Source organism: Bradyrhizobium sp. USDA 327, from assembly GCF_041262065.1.
GTDB classification, from domain to species: domain Bacteria; phylum Pseudomonadota; class Alphaproteobacteria; order Rhizobiales; family Xanthobacteraceae; genus Bradyrhizobium; species Bradyrhizobium liaoningense.
In genome coordinates, this window is sequence record NZ_JBGCCW010000001.1 from 3,414,775 (window position 1) to 3,431,697 (window position 16,923).

The window sequence follows — 16,923 nt, forward strand, 5'->3', positions numbered from 1 at the left end:
CTGATGAAACGGTATTCCGCGTTGCGCAGTTCAATTCGATCGGGGCAGCCCGACCTGACGTCGATGTCGACTGACCGACCAATTAACCTCCGGGTGACACTTGGGTTCCGCGGGCCCTTGGGATCCGGCTGAAGTCGCTTCATTGCGCTCGGAACGAGATCTGCAGCGGTCGTACTCGAAAGCCTGAATGGCTTCGAAGAGAGACGCTCTATTGAATCAGTGTCCGCCCTGCACCGGCGTATAGATCACGAGCTTCAGCGCGGGATCGTCGTTGGCCTGGAAGCTGGTGTGCTCGAAGTGCAGCACACCCTTGGTCGGATGGTTCATGGTCTTGCGGCCCGAGATGGTGCTGCGGATATCGTGTGCCTCCCACCATTTGACGAATTCCGGACTGCTCTGGCGCAGTCGCGTGAGCAACTCCGTGAAGGCGGGATCGCCGGCCCAGACGTCGTGGGTCGCGCGAAACATCGCCACCATGGCCTTGGCGACATCCGCCCAGCCGGCGCCGTAGGATTTTCGCGTCTGCTTGTTGGTCATCATGAGGAGCAGCGTGTTGCGATCCTGCTCCGGCAATCTCCCGAAGGCGAAGACGTCCTCGGCCGCCTCGTTCCAGGCCAGCACATCCCAGCGGCGCCCGGTGATGTAGGCCGGCTGGTGCAGGCTCTCGATCATCCGCCGGATCGGCGGCGGCACGATTTCGCGCGTGAACGGGCGCTTGTCTCCGTCGCGCGCCAGCGCCCTCAGGTGCGCGTGCTCGGTCTTGCTGAGGCGCAGCGCGCGGGCCAGCGCGTCGATCGTGGTGACGGACGGGCTGACCGTGCGGCCCTGCTCGAGGCGGATGTACCAGTCGACGCCGATGCCGGCGAGTTGCGCGACCTCCTCGCGGCGCAGCCCCGCGGTACGCCGGCGCCGGCCCATTGGAAGCCCGATGGCCTTCGGCGACAGCTTTTCGCGGCGGGACCTCAGGAAGTCGCCGAATTCAACCCGGCGTGGATCGGCCATGACGCGTGTCCTGCAATGGAGGGCCTGTATAATACTAGGATAATACCAGGCCTTCCTGTCCCCTCCAAGACAGCGGATAGAGCTTCACCCGACCTTGAGGTGAACATCATGAAAGCTGCCGTGCTCAAATCCTTTGGATCGCCGCTCGTGATCGAGGACGTTCCGGACCCAGCCATCGGCACCGGCGAGGTGATCGTCGACGTCGTCGCCACGCGCGTGCTGTCCTACATGAACGAGGTCCTCGACGGGACGCGCAATTATGCGCTCGACCTGCCCATCGTGCCGGGCCCCGGCGGCATCGGCCGGGTCCGCGCGATCGGTCCGGACGCGACCAGGCTTGCCGTCGGCGACTGGGTGTTCTGCGACCCCACAGTGCGCTCGCGCGATGACTCCGTTGCGCCCGATATCGCGCTGCAAGGCCTCACCGCCGCCGGGCCCGGCGGCATGCTTCTGCAAAAGCACTTTCGCCATGGCTCCTTCGCCGAGCAGATGCGCCTGCCGACCGAGAACGTCAAACGCCTCGGCGCGATCACGTCGGAGGAAGCGACGCGCTGGTGCGCGCTGGGCACGCTGCTGGTGCCCTATGGCGGCTTCCTCGCCGCAGATCTTCGGCCGGGCGAGACCGTGCTGGTGAGCGGCGCCACCGGCAATTTCGGCAGCGCTGCGGTATCCGTTGCGCTGGCGATGGGCGCAGCCTGCGTGGTGGCGCCGGGCCGCAACGAAAAGATTCTCGCCGACCTCGTCCGTCGCTTCGGCGACCGCGTGAGGCCGGTCAGGCTCACCGGTAACGAGGACGACGACCGCGAGAGCATGAAGCGCGCCGCGCCGGGCCCGATCGACTGCGTGTTCGACATCATGCCGCCCTCGGTGAACCCGACCGTCGTGCGGGCGGCGGTCATGACGGTGCGCGCTTACGGCCGCGTCGTGCTGATGGGCGGCGTCGGCATGGCGGGCGGCGCGGGCCTCGAGCTGCCCTACCCCTGGATCATGCGCAACTGCATCAGCATCCACGGCGTCTGGATGTACCCGCCGGATGCGGCGAGCCGCCTGATCGCGCTGGTGCGCGCGGGGCTGCTCAGGCTGGAGGAGTATAAGGCGACGGCCTTCGACCTCGACCATGCCAACGAGGCCGTCGAGCACGCCGCCGCCAATGGCGGGCCGTTCAGATTGACGGTGATCAGGCCTTGAGCCTTCGGGCGGCGGCAAAGCCGCCATCGTCGCTTTTTTCGCCAATCCCGCCAAGCACTTGGCTACTGTGCATGGGGTTGTTTTCGCAGTTTTGCTAATCGAGCTCGACCACCTGGCCGTTCGAGAGCGAGACGCGCCGGTCCATGCGGCCGGCGAGGTCCATGTTGTGGGTCGCGATCAGCATCGAAACCCTGGTCGCCTTGACCAGCTGCATCAGCGCCTGAAACACGTGATCCGCCGTGTGCGGGTCGAGATTGCCGGTCGGCTCGTCCGCGAACAGCACGCGCGGCGCGTTGGCGACCGCACGTGCGATCGCAACACGCTGCTGCTCGCCACCGGACAGCTCGGCCGGGCGGTGGGTGATGCGGTCGCCGAGGCCGAGATAGCCCAGGATCTCCTTGGCGCGCTTGACGCTCTCGGACTTCTTCAGGCCGCGGATCATCTGCGGCAGCATGACGTTCTCGAGCGCCGAGAACTCCGGCAGCAGCCGGTGCGACTGGTAGACGAAGCCGATGTCGGTGCGGCGAAGCTGCGTGCGCTCGATGTCCGGCAGCTGCGAGGTCGGCGCGCCCGAGACATAGACCTCGCCGGAATCGGGCGCTTCGAGCAGCCCCGCGATATGCAGCAGCGTCGACTTGCCCGAGCCCGACGGCGCCACCAGCGCGACGGACTGGCCTGCCCACAGCGCCAGATTGGCACCGTCGAGGATCGTCAGCGGCACCTCGCCCTGCAAGTACTGCCGCTTAATCTCGTGGAGATAGATGACCGGTACATCTTCCGCCCCCTGCTGCTGCTCCATCAGCCCCTCACTCGTACCGCAGCGCTTCGACGGGATCGAGGCGCGCGGCGCGCCACGACGGATAGAGTGTCGCCAGGAACGACAGCGTCAGCGCCATGACGACCACCGCCGTGGTCTCGCCGACGTCGATTTCAGCGGGCAGCTTCGACAGGAAGTAGAGTTCCGGCGAGAACAATTCGGTGCTGGTGAGCCAGGACAGGAATTGCCGGATCGATTCGATGTTGAGGCAGATCACGAGGCCAACGCAGAAGCCGACCAGCGTGCCGACCACGCCGATCGAGGCGCCCGTGATCAGGAAGATGCGCATGATCGAGCCCTGCGAGGCGCCCATCGTGCGCAAGATCGCGATGTCGCTGCCCTTGTCCTTCACCAGCATGATCAGGCCGGAGACGATGTTGAGCGCGGCGACAAGCACGATCATCGTCAGGATCAGGAACATCACGTTGCGCTCGACCTGGAGCGCATTGAAGAAGGTCGAGTTGCGCTGCCGCCAGTCGACCAGGAACACCGGCCGACCCGCCGCCTCCGTCACCGCCTTGCGAAAGGCGTCGATCCTGTCGGGGTTGGTGGTGAACACCTCGATCGAGGTCACGTCGTTACTGCGGTTGAAATAGGCCTGTGCCTCGGCCAGCGGCATGAACACGAAGCCGAGATCATATTCGGACATGCCGATCTCGAACACCGCGACGATCTTGTAGGGCTTGATCCGCGGCGTCGTGCCCATCGGCGTGACCGCGCCCTTCGGCGCCACCAGCGTCACGCTGTCGCCGGCATGCAGCGACAGCTGGTCGGCGAGGCGGCGGCCAATCGCGACGCCCTGCCCCTCGTCAAAGCCTTCGAGCGAGCCTTGCTTGATGTTCTTGGCGATCGAGGTGAGGTTGTTGAGATCGTCGGAGCGGATGCCCCGCACCAGGACGCCCGAGGCGTTCCATGGCGACGACGCCAGCGCCTGACCATCCACGACGGGCGCCGCGAGGCGGATGCCCTCGACCTGGCTGATGCGCTCGGCGACGTCCTTCCAGTCGGTCAGCGGCGATTCCAGCGGTTGGACCAGGATGTGGCCGTTGAGGCCGAGGATCTTGTCGAGCAGCTCTTTGCGGAAGCCGTTCATCACGGCCATGACGATGATCAGCGTCGCGACGCCCAGCATGATGCCAAGAAAGGAGAACCCGGCGATGACCGAGATGAATCCTTCCTTCCGCCGCGCACGCAGATAGCGCGCCGACAGCATCCACTCGAATGGCGCAAAAGGCGCGGTTTGCACGGTTTCGGTCATGGTCTCATCCATCGCTCGATAATCCCATGATTCGGGGTCAATTGTGGCCGGATTGGCGGCCGCGATCTCGGGCGATGAACAATATTCAGCCGACCAGCCGGGCGACCGCGTCGGCAGGCGACATGGTCTCGCGGGCGCCGTCGCTGCGTCGTTTGATCTCGACCTTGCCGTCGGCGAGCCCCTTCGGCCCGATCATGATCTGCCAGGGGATGCCGATCAGGTCGGCGGCGGCGAATTTGGCGCCGGCTCGCTGATCGGTGTCGTCGTAGAGCACGTCGACGCCCTTGGCCGTGAGCTCCGCATAGAGCTTCTCGCAGGCCGCGTCGACCGCCGCGTCGCCCTGCTTGAGGTTCAGGATCGACACGCGGAACGGCGCGACGGCCTCCGGCCATTTGATCCCGGCATCGTCATGGCAGGCCTCGATGATGGCACCTAACAGGCGCGAGACGCCGACGCCGTAGGAACCGCCGTGGATCGGCACGTCAACGCCGTCGGGGCCCGCCACCAGCGCCTTCATCGGCTCGGAATATTTGGTGCCGAAGTAGAAGATCTGCCCGACCTCGATGCCGCGGGTGTTGACCCGCTTGTCCGCGGGCACCTCCCGCTCGAAGCGCGTGGCATCGTGGACGTCCTCCGTCGCCGCATAGAGCGAGGTCCACTGCTTGATGATCGGCGTCAGGTCGCCCTCATAATCGACATCCTCGCCCGGCACCGGCAGGTCCAGCACGTCGCGATTGATGAAGACGCCGGATTCGCCGGTTTCGGCGAGCACGATGAACTCGTGGCTGAGGTCGCCCCCGATCGGCCCGGTCTCGGCGCGCATCGGGATCGCCTTCAGCCCCATCCGCGCGAAAGTGCGCAAATAGGCGACGAACATCTTGTTGTAGGCGACGCGCGCTGCGGCCTCGTTGAGGTCGAACGAATAGGCGTCCTTCATCAGGAACTCGCGCCCGCGCATCACGCCGAAGCGCGGGCGCTGCTCGTCGCGGAATTTCCATTGGATGTGATAGAGATTGAGCGGCAGGTTCTTGTAGGACTTCACGTAGGCGCGGAAGATCTCGGTGATCATTTCCTCGTTGGTCGGCCCGTACAAGAGCTCGCGCTTGTGACGGTCGGCGATGCGCAGCATCTCCGGGCCATAGGCGTCGTAGCGGCCGCTCTCGCGCCAGAGATCGGCGAGCTGCAAGGTCGGCATCAAGACCTCGATCGCGCCGGACCGGTCCTGCTCCTCGCGGACGATCTGCTCGATCTTCTTCAGCACGCGAAAACCGAGCGGCAGCCAGGCATAGATGCCGGCGGCCTCCTGCCGGATCATGCCGGCGCGCAGCATCAGCCGATGCGAGACGATCTCCGCTTCTTTCGGATTTTCCTTCAGGATGGGCAGAAAGAACCGCGACAACCGCATGGTAGCACTCTGGGAATCAATGATCGTCCGCAGTGAAACCGGATTGAGAGCGAAAATACAAGGCCGGGAATGAGGAAAAGCCGCTAACGCAGCGAAATTCCTTGTCATTTTTCCGTCGGCTTCAGGTTCAGCTTGAAGCGTTGCTTGCGAAGGCGGCGTTCCAGGGAGGGCCGTCACGAAAGCCGGCAGCGGGTGCTCGACAAGATCAAGGCCCAACCCCAACGAATGAGCGCCGCATGCGCACCGCTCGCGAAGCTGGCAATGAAGAGCAGCGTCGCGAGCGCAACAGGCACATCAGCCTTTTGACAGGAGCTTCACGCCAGGCGCGGGCGCCTTGACCTCATGCGAATGCCCTGCCCCCTCGGGCGGGACTTCGATCCAGCGGCTGACGCCGGCCTCGCATTGCCTTGGCTCCCGAGAACCTTGATCCGTCTCATTTCATCTTCATTCCCGAGTGATCCGGCATTTTCTTCATGTCCATGTGGCCCGAGTGCCCTGCATCGCCCGGCGCCTGCGCGCCGACGCCCTGGACGTCGAGAGAGACGGCGACCTTGCCGGCCTTCTCGAATTGCAGCGTCACGGGCACCTTGTCGCCCTGCTTGAACGGGGCCTTCAACTCCTGGAGCATCAGGTGATAGCCGCCGGGCGCAAGCTTCACCGTCTTGCCGGGATCGATCGCGAGCCCCTTGTCGAGCGGGCGCATCTTCATCACGCCGTTGTCCATGGCCATCTCGTGGATCTCGGCCTTGCCGGCGATATCGGCGGACACGCCGACCAGCTTGTCCGCCGCGGTCCCCTTGTTCTCGATGATCAGATAGCCGCCGGCGACCTTCGCACCGCCCGGCGTCGCACGGCTCCACGCCTGTGAAATGACGAGATCGCCGGCCTTGACGTCGTCGGCGACCGCCGGTGCCGCACAGAGTGCAAGAGCGAACGCAGCGAGCAGCACATCTTTCAGCCTTGTCTTCATATCGGTATTTCCTTTGCAGATTGAACGTCAGTGTTTGGAGATTTGCTGCGCCGACCATTTCTCCAGGTCGGAAATTTCGGCGGAGCCTTCGATCGTCGTGATGATCCCGTCCCGAGAGATGAGCATCGTCCGGGGGATGTCGCCCTGCCAAGCAGGATCGATCTCGAACCGCAAGCGCTCGACAAAGCCGTCGTTGAAGATGAAGTTCTCGGTCGACGACAGCCCCGCCTTGTCGAGCATCGATTGCGTCGCGGCCGGCAGGTTCGGCACGAGATCGGCGCTGACCGTGACGACATCGATTTCGGGATGGTCCTTCGCAAACTTCCCGAGCAACGGCAGCTCGACTTTGCAGGGCCCGCAGGTCACGCCCCAGAAATGCACGAGCGTCGGACGACCTGCATGCCCCCTCAGCACGCCTTGCCAGGTGCCGCGCTCGAACGGTTTGAGGCCCGGAGGCGATCCGAGGGCGGACGCCGATGCGATCAGGATACCCAGACCCAGAATGGCTGCAAATCGACGTCTCATCGTTGGTCCTCGATCGTTGTGAGGCGATAGCCATCTGCTTTCGTCATCCATGACAGGTAGACCTGCTCGCCATTGGAGACGAGCAAAGGATGATCGGATGTGTCGGTCGTGCTCGATATCGCCTTCGGTGGCGACCAGGTCTCGCCATCGTCGTGAGAGATCGTCATCCGGACCGTGGTCTTCTCGCCATCGAACTCCTTCCACACCATCACCGTCCCCGCCGGGCCCGCGAGCACGAAGGGGCGCGTCGGATTGCGATCCGGCCGCCCCAACGCCATCGGCGCAGAGAACGTGCGACCTTCGTCGCGCGAGTGGGCGTAGAACAACCCTTTACGAGCCTTCCCGTTCGTGTACCAGGCGACGTGATAGGTTCCGTTCGGCGCAACCGTGAGGCTCGGCCCGTGGTGGGGGCAGGCATTGATCTGCCAGTCGTCGTTGCTGACCCGATGGATTTCCCCTGGCGTCGAGACGTCGGTGAACGTCATGATCGCGTGATCGCGCACGCCCCCCTCGAAGATGTTTCTGAAGATCACGGCCGGCCGTCCGGGCGCTGCGAACGTCAGCCCCAATCGGCAGCACTCGCAGGTGCCGTCACGCGCGAGACGGGCCCCGGTGTAGGTGGCGCCGCCATCGCGAGACGAGGCAAAGAACAGCGCCGCTCCCTCGTACTTCCGTCCCGCCTCCCTTGCGGGGACACGATTGCGCTTGTCGAGCCAGGCCGCAAAGACCGTTCCGTCCTGATCGAGCGCCAGCGCTTCGAAACGCTGGCTCTCGTTGCTTGCGGTGATGGGTTTCAGCTCCGCGAAGCTCTTTCCGCCATCGGCCGAACGCGTGTAGAGCACCTGGCCGTTGAAGGCTTCGTCCCTGAAGATCGAGAACGCGACGGCAATGCCGCCCTTGCGATCGACCACGATCTTCGGCCGCGCATCCGGCCCCCAATCAAGGTTCAGCCGCTTCGTCGTGACCTGGATGGGGGCCGAGAAATTGCGGCCCGCGTCCCGCGAGCTCGCGACCGAGACTTGCCCTCCCGCCATCCAGACCAGCCACAGCGTTCCGTCCGGAGCGAATGCGGGCGTCGCCTTGGTTGCACAGCGCAGCGTCGGCTCCTCACACGCAGCTTCGGACGCATGCGGAGCACGCATCTGTCCGAGCGCCGCACCTTGCAGGAATGCGAGAGCGACGATCCCGAGCAGGCCAGTTCGGATCATGGCCCTACTCCCTTCAAGAGCCTGGATCATTTGAAGGCCACCTTCATACCCGCAACAAAGGTGCGCGGCGAGCCCGCATAGATCGATCCTGTCGTGTTTGCGAGCACACTCGCAGGATTTTGAAGGCCAGCCGCCGTCACCGTGTTGGCGACGTTGTTTGCCGAAGCGATGTAGGTACGGTCGAATACGTTCCTGACCTCGAGAAACAGATTCAGCGATCTGAAGGTGTCCGACATCAGATCGGTCTTGTAGTGAACATTCAAATTGACCAGCTCATAGCCGGGCGCCTTCAGCAGATTCGCGTTGTCCATGTAGAAGGAGTCCTTCCACTGCAGTTCGACAAAACCTCCGAGACCTGCAAGCGGCCCGGCGAACTCGTCATATCCAATTCGCGCCGTGAGCTCATTGGGGGAGATGCCGGGAATCTTGTTGCCTGCCCGGTTGAAGCTGAACACCGCGCCATTGGTGATGTTCTCGACATACTCGGTGTAGACCTCGTCGAGATAGGTGTACGCCGCCGTGAATCGCCAGCCCGGATAGAACTTCCAATCGGCGGCAAGCTCTATCCCGCGGTGCTCCGACCGCGGCGCGTTGAACGTATAAGATATGCCGGATATCGGAGTCGCCTGACTGACGATCTCGTTGCGGAAGAACTCGTAGAAGCCGGTCGCGCTGAGCTTGAGCGTGTTGTTCGGAGTCCAGTCGAAACCGAGATCGTAGCCCAGATTTTTCTGAGCCTGGAGCTGGGTATTGTTGCCTGACAACCCGGTCGGAAGGACAAAGAGATTCGAAACCTGCGGAGTGCCGTATCCCGTGGCAACTCGTCCGCGGAAGAGCCATTCGTTGTTGAGATTGTAGAGGAGCGCCAACTCTGGAGCAGCATTTTGAAACTGCCGGTCCGCGGTCGTCAGGGTTGATGTGGTGATGCCGGTCGGACCCGCGTACGCATACGCCGTGTTTGTCCCCTTGAGTAGCGTGGTCTCCCAACCAATGCCGGCGACCGCCGTCAGCGAGGTCGTCAGCCTGAGCTCTTCCCTGGCACGCACACCATAATTAGTCGTCTCGCTGAAGAGATTGCTCGAGAGCCTGCCGAGCGTGGCATTGCCCCCCGGCATCACATTTCGCGTGTCACTCGACGCCGTCAGGGTATTGTAGAAGGCGCCGAAGAAGGCGGTCGACTCCATCCCGAAGATCTCGCCGCGCTTGGTGAGATCGCTCATGTAGTTGTACGACGGAAAATCTCCGATCGAGCTGGTCTGTCCGGTCGGCTGGCTGATGTTCCTGTCGTCGAACACGAACTGGTTGCGCCACGTCATCGTGTTGTCGAAATCGTGCTCCCACCGGCCGCCGACGATGGTCCGCCGGTCGTTGCGGCCGAGGCCGGCCTGCAGGGCCGTTTCCGTGTCGGTTCCGGCAGTTGCGTTGAAGCCGTTGTTGAACAGCCTGACCGTCCCGCACCCCGGCGCGGCGGTGGTACCGGTGGCACATCCCTGCTGGAACGGGTTGAGGTAGTACTGGTTCAGCGACTGCCGGATCGGCAACCGCGTGCTGAGATCATTGTTGATGATCTTGACCGTGAAACGATCGTCCGGCGTCGCCTTCAGCGTGCCGAGGAAGTTGACGGTCTGCGTATTGAACCAGCTGTTGCCGATATAGCCATCGCCCCGCACGTCGCTTGCGAACAGCGAGCCCTCGAAATTCCCGACCTTCTTGCCGGCCGCGAGGTAGTTGTTGAGATAGCCGTAACTGCCCCCGTCGACGCCATATTCGACGCCGTCGATCGTGCCGCCGGGCCGCGTCCGAAAATTCAGCGCACCGCCGGTCGCATAGTTGCCGTAGAGCGCCGACGAGGGGCCGCGGATGACGTCGATCGCGCCATAGGCGTGGGGATCAATCAGGTCGCTGCGCGACAGGCCGTCCGGTTGCGTCACCGGAAAGCCGTCCTCGAAGATCACGAGATTGCGGATGGCGAAACCGTTGCGGGCGTTGGAGCCACGGATTGAGATGCCGAAATCGCGGGGACCGTTCCCCTGCTTGATCGAAATGCCCGGACTGTCCCGCAAGACGTCGCTGACCGAAAACGCCGGGCGATTGTCGAACTGGCTGCGATCGATGGTTGTTGCGGTCTGGCCGGCCGGCGACTGATTGAGACCAGCCCGCGCTGCGCCGGCAGACGTGGCCAGGTTTTGGGCTGGCGCGCTGCCGGTCGCGTTCTGCGCAACGGGTCTCGCTGCGCGTCCCGCCGAAGCTGAACGCAGTCGCGATGGTCGGGTGATTGGTTTGGGACGCGAAGGCTGCGGCGCCTCAACCGTCACCGCGGGAAGCGATTCCGAGGCGCCTTGGGCCAGCGCGTCCGAGCCGATCGAGGACACCAGCCCGCAAAGCACGGGCAAGCTCGCGCGGCTGATCGCACGAATGCGTAACATCTCTTGAATTCCTGACATCCGGCACGTCGGCCGGTCCATTGCACACGCCATCGGCACGGCAACGGCGCGCGCCAATGGTTCGGTTTGTCGCTACGTCAGGAAAATCGAGGGGGTGCGCGAGCCTGGGCGCTCGAGCCTTTGTAAGCGGGGATGGCGGACACATCCGCCACGAGCCACACCACGCGTTCGGCGTGACGCAAGGGAGTGGCGAGCGCAACCTGCGGCGGCGAATCGAGCGTCGCGTTGGCCTGGGCCAGGCAACAAAGGGCGCACGCGCCGGCATGCGCGGTCGGATCGTTCGGTCCGCCGCCCTGCTCGCTCGCGCTGTGGCAGATGACGGCGGCGGAAAGCGGATCGGCCATAGCCTGGCCGGCCGCCAAGCACGCGGCGATCGGCGCCAGCACCTGCATCACCAGGGCGAGCAGGACGATGGGTAGGAACTTCTGTAGCCGTGCGCGCATCCGCCGAACCATTCGTTCGTCAGCCAACTAAACACTGCAGTCAGGGCCGAGTCGAGGCCAGTTCCGCCGCCTTCTTGGCCCAGCGCAAATTTCTCGAAGACTGTGGTCGGCGCGCTCCAGCACCGGCGCCGGTCCGCCATTTAAGGCAGGGCAACCATCCCGCTTATCCACAAATTTCTTATATCTGTCATATATTTAGGTGACCTGAAGCTCGATCGTTTCGTTAACTGCTCGAATTTTGAACATTCGTTGCCGAAAATGATGACAAGTGAGAAAAGTTGATTTAGCATCTCCCTTGCTCAGGCTGGCCGCGAGGTCGAAGTCTGGTGGTCCAAGTCTCGGGAGGAGCCCCTGGCGCGCAAAACGCAGCGTCGCCCCGTCAATCAAGAGCAAATCTTAGAATCGGGGATAATAGGGTCGACACAATTTTCGAGCGGGGCCAGGGCCCCGCTCTTTTTTTGCCCGGCGCGGCTGAACTGCCGATGAACGTGGCCTCTCATCCAATCCTAGATAACGCGATGTTCCGCTCGAAGGCAGCGAGTTGGTGAGGGATTGACGATCGAAGCGATCCTCGACTTCGCCGGTGAGCGCCGCGGGGATTTCCGGCTGATCGCCTGCGAGGTCGCCTCTCACGATGCTTACGGCACGCCGCGTCGTCAGGGATACGCTCCGCGATCTGCTCGACGTAAATGGACGCCGGAGATCGCGCAGGCCTGAGATACATTGCTCGCGGATATCGACGCATCCGCCGCCGCTCCGGCCCGACGCTTTGCGTTGCACCAACACTGGCTGCGGCGATCTCGCGGCTGATTGCAGATTGAGTGCCAACAACTCTTGTGAGAGACTTTCGGAGATCGGTCGCGCAAGCAATGACGCGCCGACGACAAAATACATGGGAGCGAGCGATGTCCGGGACGAAAGATTTCTCGACGACGAGGCGCGATCTTCTTCAGGCGGCAGCGACCGCCGGCGCCGCAACTGCCATCCTCGGCAGCATGGGCATAAACCCTGCACTGGCCGCCGCAGTCGGACGCAGTGAAAAGCCGCTGAAGGCGGCGTTCTCCAATGCAGGCCTCCAGGCCACCTGGTGCGCGCAGGGAAAGCAGGCTGCGGAGTTCTGGGGCAAGCTGTTCAACGTCGAGGTGACCTGGTTCGACGGCCAGCTCGACGCGGTGAAGCAGCGCGCGGCGATCGACAACATGGCCTCGCAGAAATGGGATTTCGTCGCGATCCAGGCGTTCGGCATCGGCACCCTCACCCAGCCCGTACAGAAGATGATCGACGCCGGCACGCCCGTGATCGACATGGACACGCTGATCGCGCCTCTTGATCAGATCAATGTCCACTCCTTCCTCGCTCCCGACAACGAGTTCATGGGCGCCTCGGTGACGCAGGCGCTGTGCAACGCCATGGGCGGCAAGGGCAAGATCATCATGACGCAGGGCGCGCTCGGGCATACCGGCGCGCAAGGACGGGCCAAGGGCTTCAACTCGGTGGTCAAGCAATTCCCCGGCATCGAGGTGCTCGACACCCAGCCGGCCGACTGGGACGTCTCCAAGACCGCCCGCCTCTGGGAAACGTACCTGACGAAATACCCGCAGATCGACGCGGCGTTCTTCCACAATGACGACATGGCGCTCGCCGCCGCCAACATCATGAAGGCGCGGGGCCGCACCAACATCCTGATCGGCGGCGTCGATGCCATGCCGCCGGCGATCCAGGCGGTGAGCGAGGGCCGCATGTTCGCCACGGTGCGCAATCCCTCCTGCCGCATCCATGGCGGCGCCATCATTGCAGGCGTGTCGGCCGTGGTCGGCGGCGAGAAGAGCGGACAGGGAATCCCGAAGAACGTCGTCACCGACGGCCCGGTCGTGACCAAGGCCAACGCCGCCGGGATGCAGTGGATGCAGGATCACTTCCTGATCTGAGCCTCCAAGATCTGAACTTTCATGCCTGAGGGACAACAGCCCATCCTGGAACTGCAGGGCATCACGAAGAGCTTCGGCGGGGTCGAAGCGCTTCGTGGTGTCGACTTCGCGCTCTATCCCGGCGAGATCCATGGTCTCGTCGGCGAGAACGGCGCCGGGAAAAGCACGCTGATGAAGATCATCGCCGGCGTGCACACCGAATTCTCCGGCCGCTTCCTGGTCGACGGGAAGGAGATGCATTTCCGCTCGGCCCGCGATGCGCACGCCGCCGGCATCGCCATGGTGCATCAGGAGCTCAGTGTCGCGCCCGATCTGACGGTCGCGGAGAACGTCTTCCTGGGCAACCAGCCGATCAATCGGCTGGGCCTCGTGCAATGGCGGCGGATGGCGCGGGAGGCGGGCGAGCAGCTCGCCCGCTTCGGCATCGACGTCGATCCGATGAGCCGGCTCGGCGATCTCCCGATCGGGCTGCAGCAGCTGATCGAGATCGCACGCGTGCTGTTCTCCGGCGCGCGCATCGTCATCCTGGACGAGCCGACCTCAGCCCTCTCCCCGCCCGAGGTCGAGCGGCTGTTCGCCACGCTCAAGCGGCTGCGCGAGGCCGGTACTGCAATCGTCTTCATCTCGCATTTCATCGAGGATATCTTGCGCGTGTCGGACACGGTGACCGTGTTCCGCAACGGGCGCAAGGTCGCAGAGACGGCAAGCGCCGCGACCAGCAAGGGCGCGCTGATCGAGGCCATGATCGGCCGCGGCGGCGAGGCGCTCGGGCATAGCTACACCGACGATCTGATGCTGCCGCAGCCGAGCGACAGGAAGGTCGTTCTCAAGGCCGATCAGCTGTCGCTGTCCCGCAGCCTTCAGGACGTCTCGTTCGAGGCGCGCGCCGGCGAAGTGCTCGGCATCTACGGCTTCATGGGCTGCGGCCAGCAGGAGCTGTCGCGCATCCTGTTCGGCAAGCTGAAACCGGACGGCGGCACGCTTGCCGTCGAGGGCACGCCCAAGACCTTCGCCAGCACGGCAGCGGCGCGGCGCGCCGGCGTGGCGCTGGTGCCGGAGAGCCGGCGCGACATGCTGTTTCACCAGGAGCCGGTCTACAAGAACATCTCGATCAGCATTCTCGATCGCATCTCGTCCCTGCTGCTCAAGCCGGCGCGGGAGCGCGACATCGCCAAGCGCCAGGTCGAGCAATTGCAGATCCGGCCGCCGGTGGTCGGCCTCGATCTCGGCATGCTCTCGGGCGGCAACCAGCAGAAGGTCGCGCTGGCGAAATGGCTGACCTATCCGCCCAAGCTCCTGGTGCTGTGCGAGCCGACCCGCGGCATGGATGTCGGCGCCAAGAACGACGTCATCAACATCGTCCGCGACCTCCGCGCCAGGGGGCTCGCCATCATCGTGCTGTCGACCGAGCCGGAAACGGTGCTGTCGCTGGCCGACCGCATCCTCGTGCTCAAGCGCGGCACAGTGGTGCGGGAGTTCAGGAACGAGCCGGTCAGCAAGGACCGCCTGCTGGAAGCGGCGTGACGGAGAAGCACATGAGCAGCGAGACGGCTTTGGCGACGGGACGGAGGGCGCGGGGCCTTGCGCCCTTCCTGCGCTCGCAGATGCGCAACATCGCCCCCTTCCTGACGCTGATCTTCCTGACCGCCTTCTTCGCCTTCGCCAGCCCCTCCTTCGCGACGCTCGACAATCTCGGCAACATCCTGACCCAGGTGTCGGTCACGGGGATCATCGCGGTCGGCCTCACCTTCGTGATCCTGTGCGCCGAGATCGACCTCTCCATCGCCAGCATCGCCAACGTCACGGGCATTGCGGTCGCCTACTTCACGCTGCAGGAATCCTACGTCAACATCGCCAACGTCCCCCTGCCCGGCGCGGTCGCGATCATCCTGTCTATCCTGCTCTGCGCGCTGCTCGGCCTCGTCAATGCGCTTGGCCTGACCGTGATCGGCATCCCCTCCTTCATCATGACCCTGGCGATGATGCAGATCGCCGCCGGCATCTCCGCGCTCCTGGTGCGCGGCCAGATCGCCTACAAGGTGCCGAGCCTGATCACGACGCTCGGCTCCGGCTCGATCGGCGGGATCCCCTGGATCGTCATCGTCGCCGCGCTGATGCTGCTCGGCGGGCACCTGGTGCTGACCTACACGCGCTTCGGCCGCTACGTCTACATGGTCGGGGGCAACCGCGAGGCGGCCGAATATTCCGGCCTCAACGTCAAGCTCATCCTCGGCGCCGTCATGGTGATCTCGGCGGTGTGCTCCGGCATCGGCGGCATGCTCGGCGTCGCCCATTTCGGCAGCGCGCAGCAGAACGAGTTCGACACCTACCTGCTCGACTCCATCGCCGCCGTCGTCGTCGGCGGCACCAGCCTGTTCGGCGGCCGCGGCGGCATCGGCAACACCATCGTCGGCCTGTTCGTGCTCGGCGTGCTCAACAACGGCCTCGACCACGTCAACATCGACAGCTTCCTGAAGATCCTGATCCGCGGCCTGATCCTCCTGGCGGCGCTGGTCATCAACGTCTATGCGCAGCGCTTAAGGGAAAAAGCGGCGGAGTAGACGGCCGCTAAAGCAAAAGTGCGAAAACAACCCCATGCACAGTAGCCGGGGCCAGCGAAATCAATGGCTTGCTCGGGACCTCGCAAAATTGCGGATTTCGCGAAGTGAATTTTGACTCGTCGGGCAAAACAGGGGTATGGTGGCATCATGGCGGTGGCTTCGATGAGCCGTGGCTTGCCTCGTCATTGCGAGCGCAGCGAAAACAATCCAGAACCTCTCCGCGGGTGCATTCCTGGATTTCTTCGCTGCGCTCGCAATGACGACGCGGCAGCGGCGGTGCTGAACAACGTACGGAACGCTGCTTAGCTGCTTAGCTCCCGATCTCCCGGTCGGCGGCAGCCGCGAGAAGCGGAAACTGCAGTGGCTCGCGTCGGCGGCCACGCTTTTCCAAGATCTATACTCCAGTCGGTATTGGATATTGACCGGCACACGGTTGCTTAGTAATCTTTGTGGTTTGCGCCACACTACTATTTGCCGCGACTGCGCACGCTCAGACACAGCCAGCAGCAGCGCCGAAACCAACTGGGGAGCCATCGGCCTATTGCCGCTCCGGCGCTCAGGCAATCTTCTCTGGTTCAGGTGAAGCGGAGCTAGCAAATCTGCAGCAGGCCTGCCGGCGCGGCGACATCATCGCGGTGTCGACTGCGGGCCAGAGCACGGTCTTTGCGATCGGAAGACTGTGCGACTTCAGTAAGTCGATCATCAACGCCGGGAGCTTCGTGCTCTGTTCTCTTACAGCCACTCGGACCCTGAGATAGTGTTCGGTCTGTTCAAATCACATCGGAAGGTTGGTGCCGAAGCGGCCGTCAACGCCATTCGCCCCCTGATAGCGACGATCCAACACAACCAGGGACTGCCTTCGAGCTTTTGGACGAACTACTATATTCTCGGCTTCTTCACATTTACCGCCGGGCATCACATCAAGCTCGCGACGAGGGGATCGATCAAAGACGCTGAACTGAGCGCGGCGGTCGGTGACGTCCTCACGACGGTTTCGAACCTGAACGGACAGGAGTTGGTCCAGCGCACCATCCAGATGTCTCACAATGATGAGTTTGATTTTAATCGAGGCGCCGACGACGCGGCTGCTATTTGCTTTTACACAATGAGGATTTTGAAGAACGAAGCTGAGCACCCACTAGAGCGGTTCATCGATTAATTGAATCGGGAGGGA

Annotated in this window: 14 protein-coding genes and 1 pseudogene; 6 read left to right on the forward strand and 9 right to left on the reverse strand. The window is 63.6% G+C overall.

Annotated elements, in window-relative coordinates; all coding sequences use genetic code 11:
* Positions 1 to 216: 216 nt before the first annotated feature.
* A complete protein-coding gene (locus tag ABIA42_RS15690; RefSeq protein WP_370112567.1) occupies positions 217 to 1,002 on the reverse strand; it encodes a helix-turn-helix transcriptional regulator in 786 nt (261 codons plus the stop codon).
* 108 nt (positions 1,003 to 1,110) lie between these two features.
* On the opposite strand from ABIA42_RS15690, the gene ABIA42_RS15695 reads away from it, so the two are divergent.
* Positions 1,111 to 2,190, forward strand: coding sequence for a zinc-binding dehydrogenase (locus ABIA42_RS15695; RefSeq protein ID WP_370112565.1), 1,080 nt, complete (start codon positions 1,111 to 1,113; stop codon positions 2,188 to 2,190).
* Between the two features lie 94 nt (positions 2,191 to 2,284).
* On the opposite strand, the gene ABIA42_RS15700 is transcribed toward ABIA42_RS15695, so the two are convergent.
* From ABIA42_RS15700 to ABIA42_RS15735, 8 genes are all read right to left on the reverse strand, one after another.
* Positions 2,285 to 2,989, reverse strand: coding sequence for an ABC transporter ATP-binding protein (locus tag ABIA42_RS15700; protein ID WP_271529294.1), 705 nt, complete (start codon positions 2,987 to 2,989; stop codon positions 2,285 to 2,287).
* 7 nt (positions 2,990 to 2,996) lie between these two features.
* Positions 2,997 to 4,277 (reverse strand): lipoprotein-releasing ABC transporter permease subunit, encoded by a 1,281-nt coding sequence (locus tag ABIA42_RS15705; RefSeq protein ID WP_271529295.1) that lies wholly within the window; start codon positions 4,275 to 4,277, stop codon positions 2,997 to 2,999.
* A 73-nt stretch (positions 4,278 to 4,350) separates the two neighbouring features.
* On the reverse strand, positions 4,351 to 5,670 hold the full coding sequence (gene proS, locus ABIA42_RS15710; protein ID WP_370112563.1) for a proline--tRNA ligase: 1,320 nt from the start codon (positions 5,668 to 5,670) through the stop codon (positions 4,351 to 4,353).
* 433 nt (positions 5,671 to 6,103) lie between these two features.
* The gene (locus tag ABIA42_RS15715) at positions 6,104 to 6,640 is read right to left on the reverse strand and encodes a copper chaperone PCu(A)C (protein ID WP_370112561.1); all 537 of its coding nucleotides are present in this window, start codon (positions 6,638 to 6,640) and stop codon (positions 6,104 to 6,106) included.
* A 27-nt stretch (positions 6,641 to 6,667) separates the two neighbouring features.
* Positions 6,668 to 7,165 (reverse strand): TlpA family protein disulfide reductase, encoded by a 498-nt coding sequence (locus ABIA42_RS15720; protein ID WP_370112559.1) that lies wholly within the window; start codon positions 7,163 to 7,165, stop codon positions 6,668 to 6,670.
* A complete protein-coding gene (locus ABIA42_RS15725) occupies positions 7,162 to 8,373 on the reverse strand; it encodes a sialidase family protein (RefSeq protein ID WP_370112557.1) in 1,212 nt (403 codons plus the stop codon). The genes ABIA42_RS15720 and ABIA42_RS15725 overlap by 4 nt, the downstream gene beginning before the upstream one ends.
* Positions 8,374 to 8,399: 26 nt before the next feature.
* Complete coding sequence (locus tag ABIA42_RS15730; protein ID WP_370143788.1) at positions 8,400 to 10,799, reverse strand: TonB-dependent receptor family protein; 2,400 nt, start codon at positions 10,797 to 10,799, stop codon at positions 8,400 to 8,402.
* Positions 10,800 to 10,894: 95 nt separating this feature from the next.
* Entirely contained in the window at positions 10,895 to 11,260 is a 366-nt protein-coding gene (locus tag ABIA42_RS15735; RefSeq protein ID WP_370123454.1) for a DUF2946 domain-containing protein, read from the reverse strand.
* Between the two features lie 552 nt (positions 11,261 to 11,812).
* On the opposite strand from ABIA42_RS15735, the pseudogene ABIA42_RS15740 reads away from it, so the two are divergent.
* The 5 genes and pseudogenes from ABIA42_RS15740 to ABIA42_RS15760 all read left to right on the forward strand — a co-directional run.
* Positions 11,813 to 11,977, forward strand: a pseudogene (locus ABIA42_RS15740) (globin); the annotation flags it as partial.
* A gap of 188 nt (positions 11,978 to 12,165) precedes the next feature.
* Complete coding sequence (locus tag ABIA42_RS15745; RefSeq protein WP_028177658.1) at positions 12,166 to 13,188, forward strand: sugar ABC transporter substrate-binding protein; 1,023 nt, start codon at positions 12,166 to 12,168, stop codon at positions 13,186 to 13,188.
* 21 nt (positions 13,189 to 13,209) lie between these two features.
* Positions 13,210 to 14,712 carry a sugar ABC transporter ATP-binding protein gene (locus tag ABIA42_RS15750; protein WP_370112555.1) on the forward strand — a complete coding sequence of 501 codons (1,503 nt, stop codon included), beginning with the start codon at positions 13,210 to 13,212 and terminating at the stop codon, positions 14,710 to 14,712.
* An 11-nt stretch (positions 14,713 to 14,723) separates the two neighbouring features.
* A complete protein-coding gene (locus ABIA42_RS15755) occupies positions 14,724 to 15,749 on the forward strand; it encodes an ABC transporter permease (protein ID WP_370112553.1) in 1,026 nt (341 codons plus the stop codon).
* A gap of 757 nt (positions 15,750 to 16,506) precedes the next feature.
* Complete coding sequence (locus ABIA42_RS15760; RefSeq protein WP_370123451.1) at positions 16,507 to 16,908, forward strand: hypothetical protein; 402 nt, start codon at positions 16,507 to 16,509, stop codon at positions 16,906 to 16,908.
* The last annotated feature ends 15 nt before the right edge of the window (positions 16,909 to 16,923 follow it).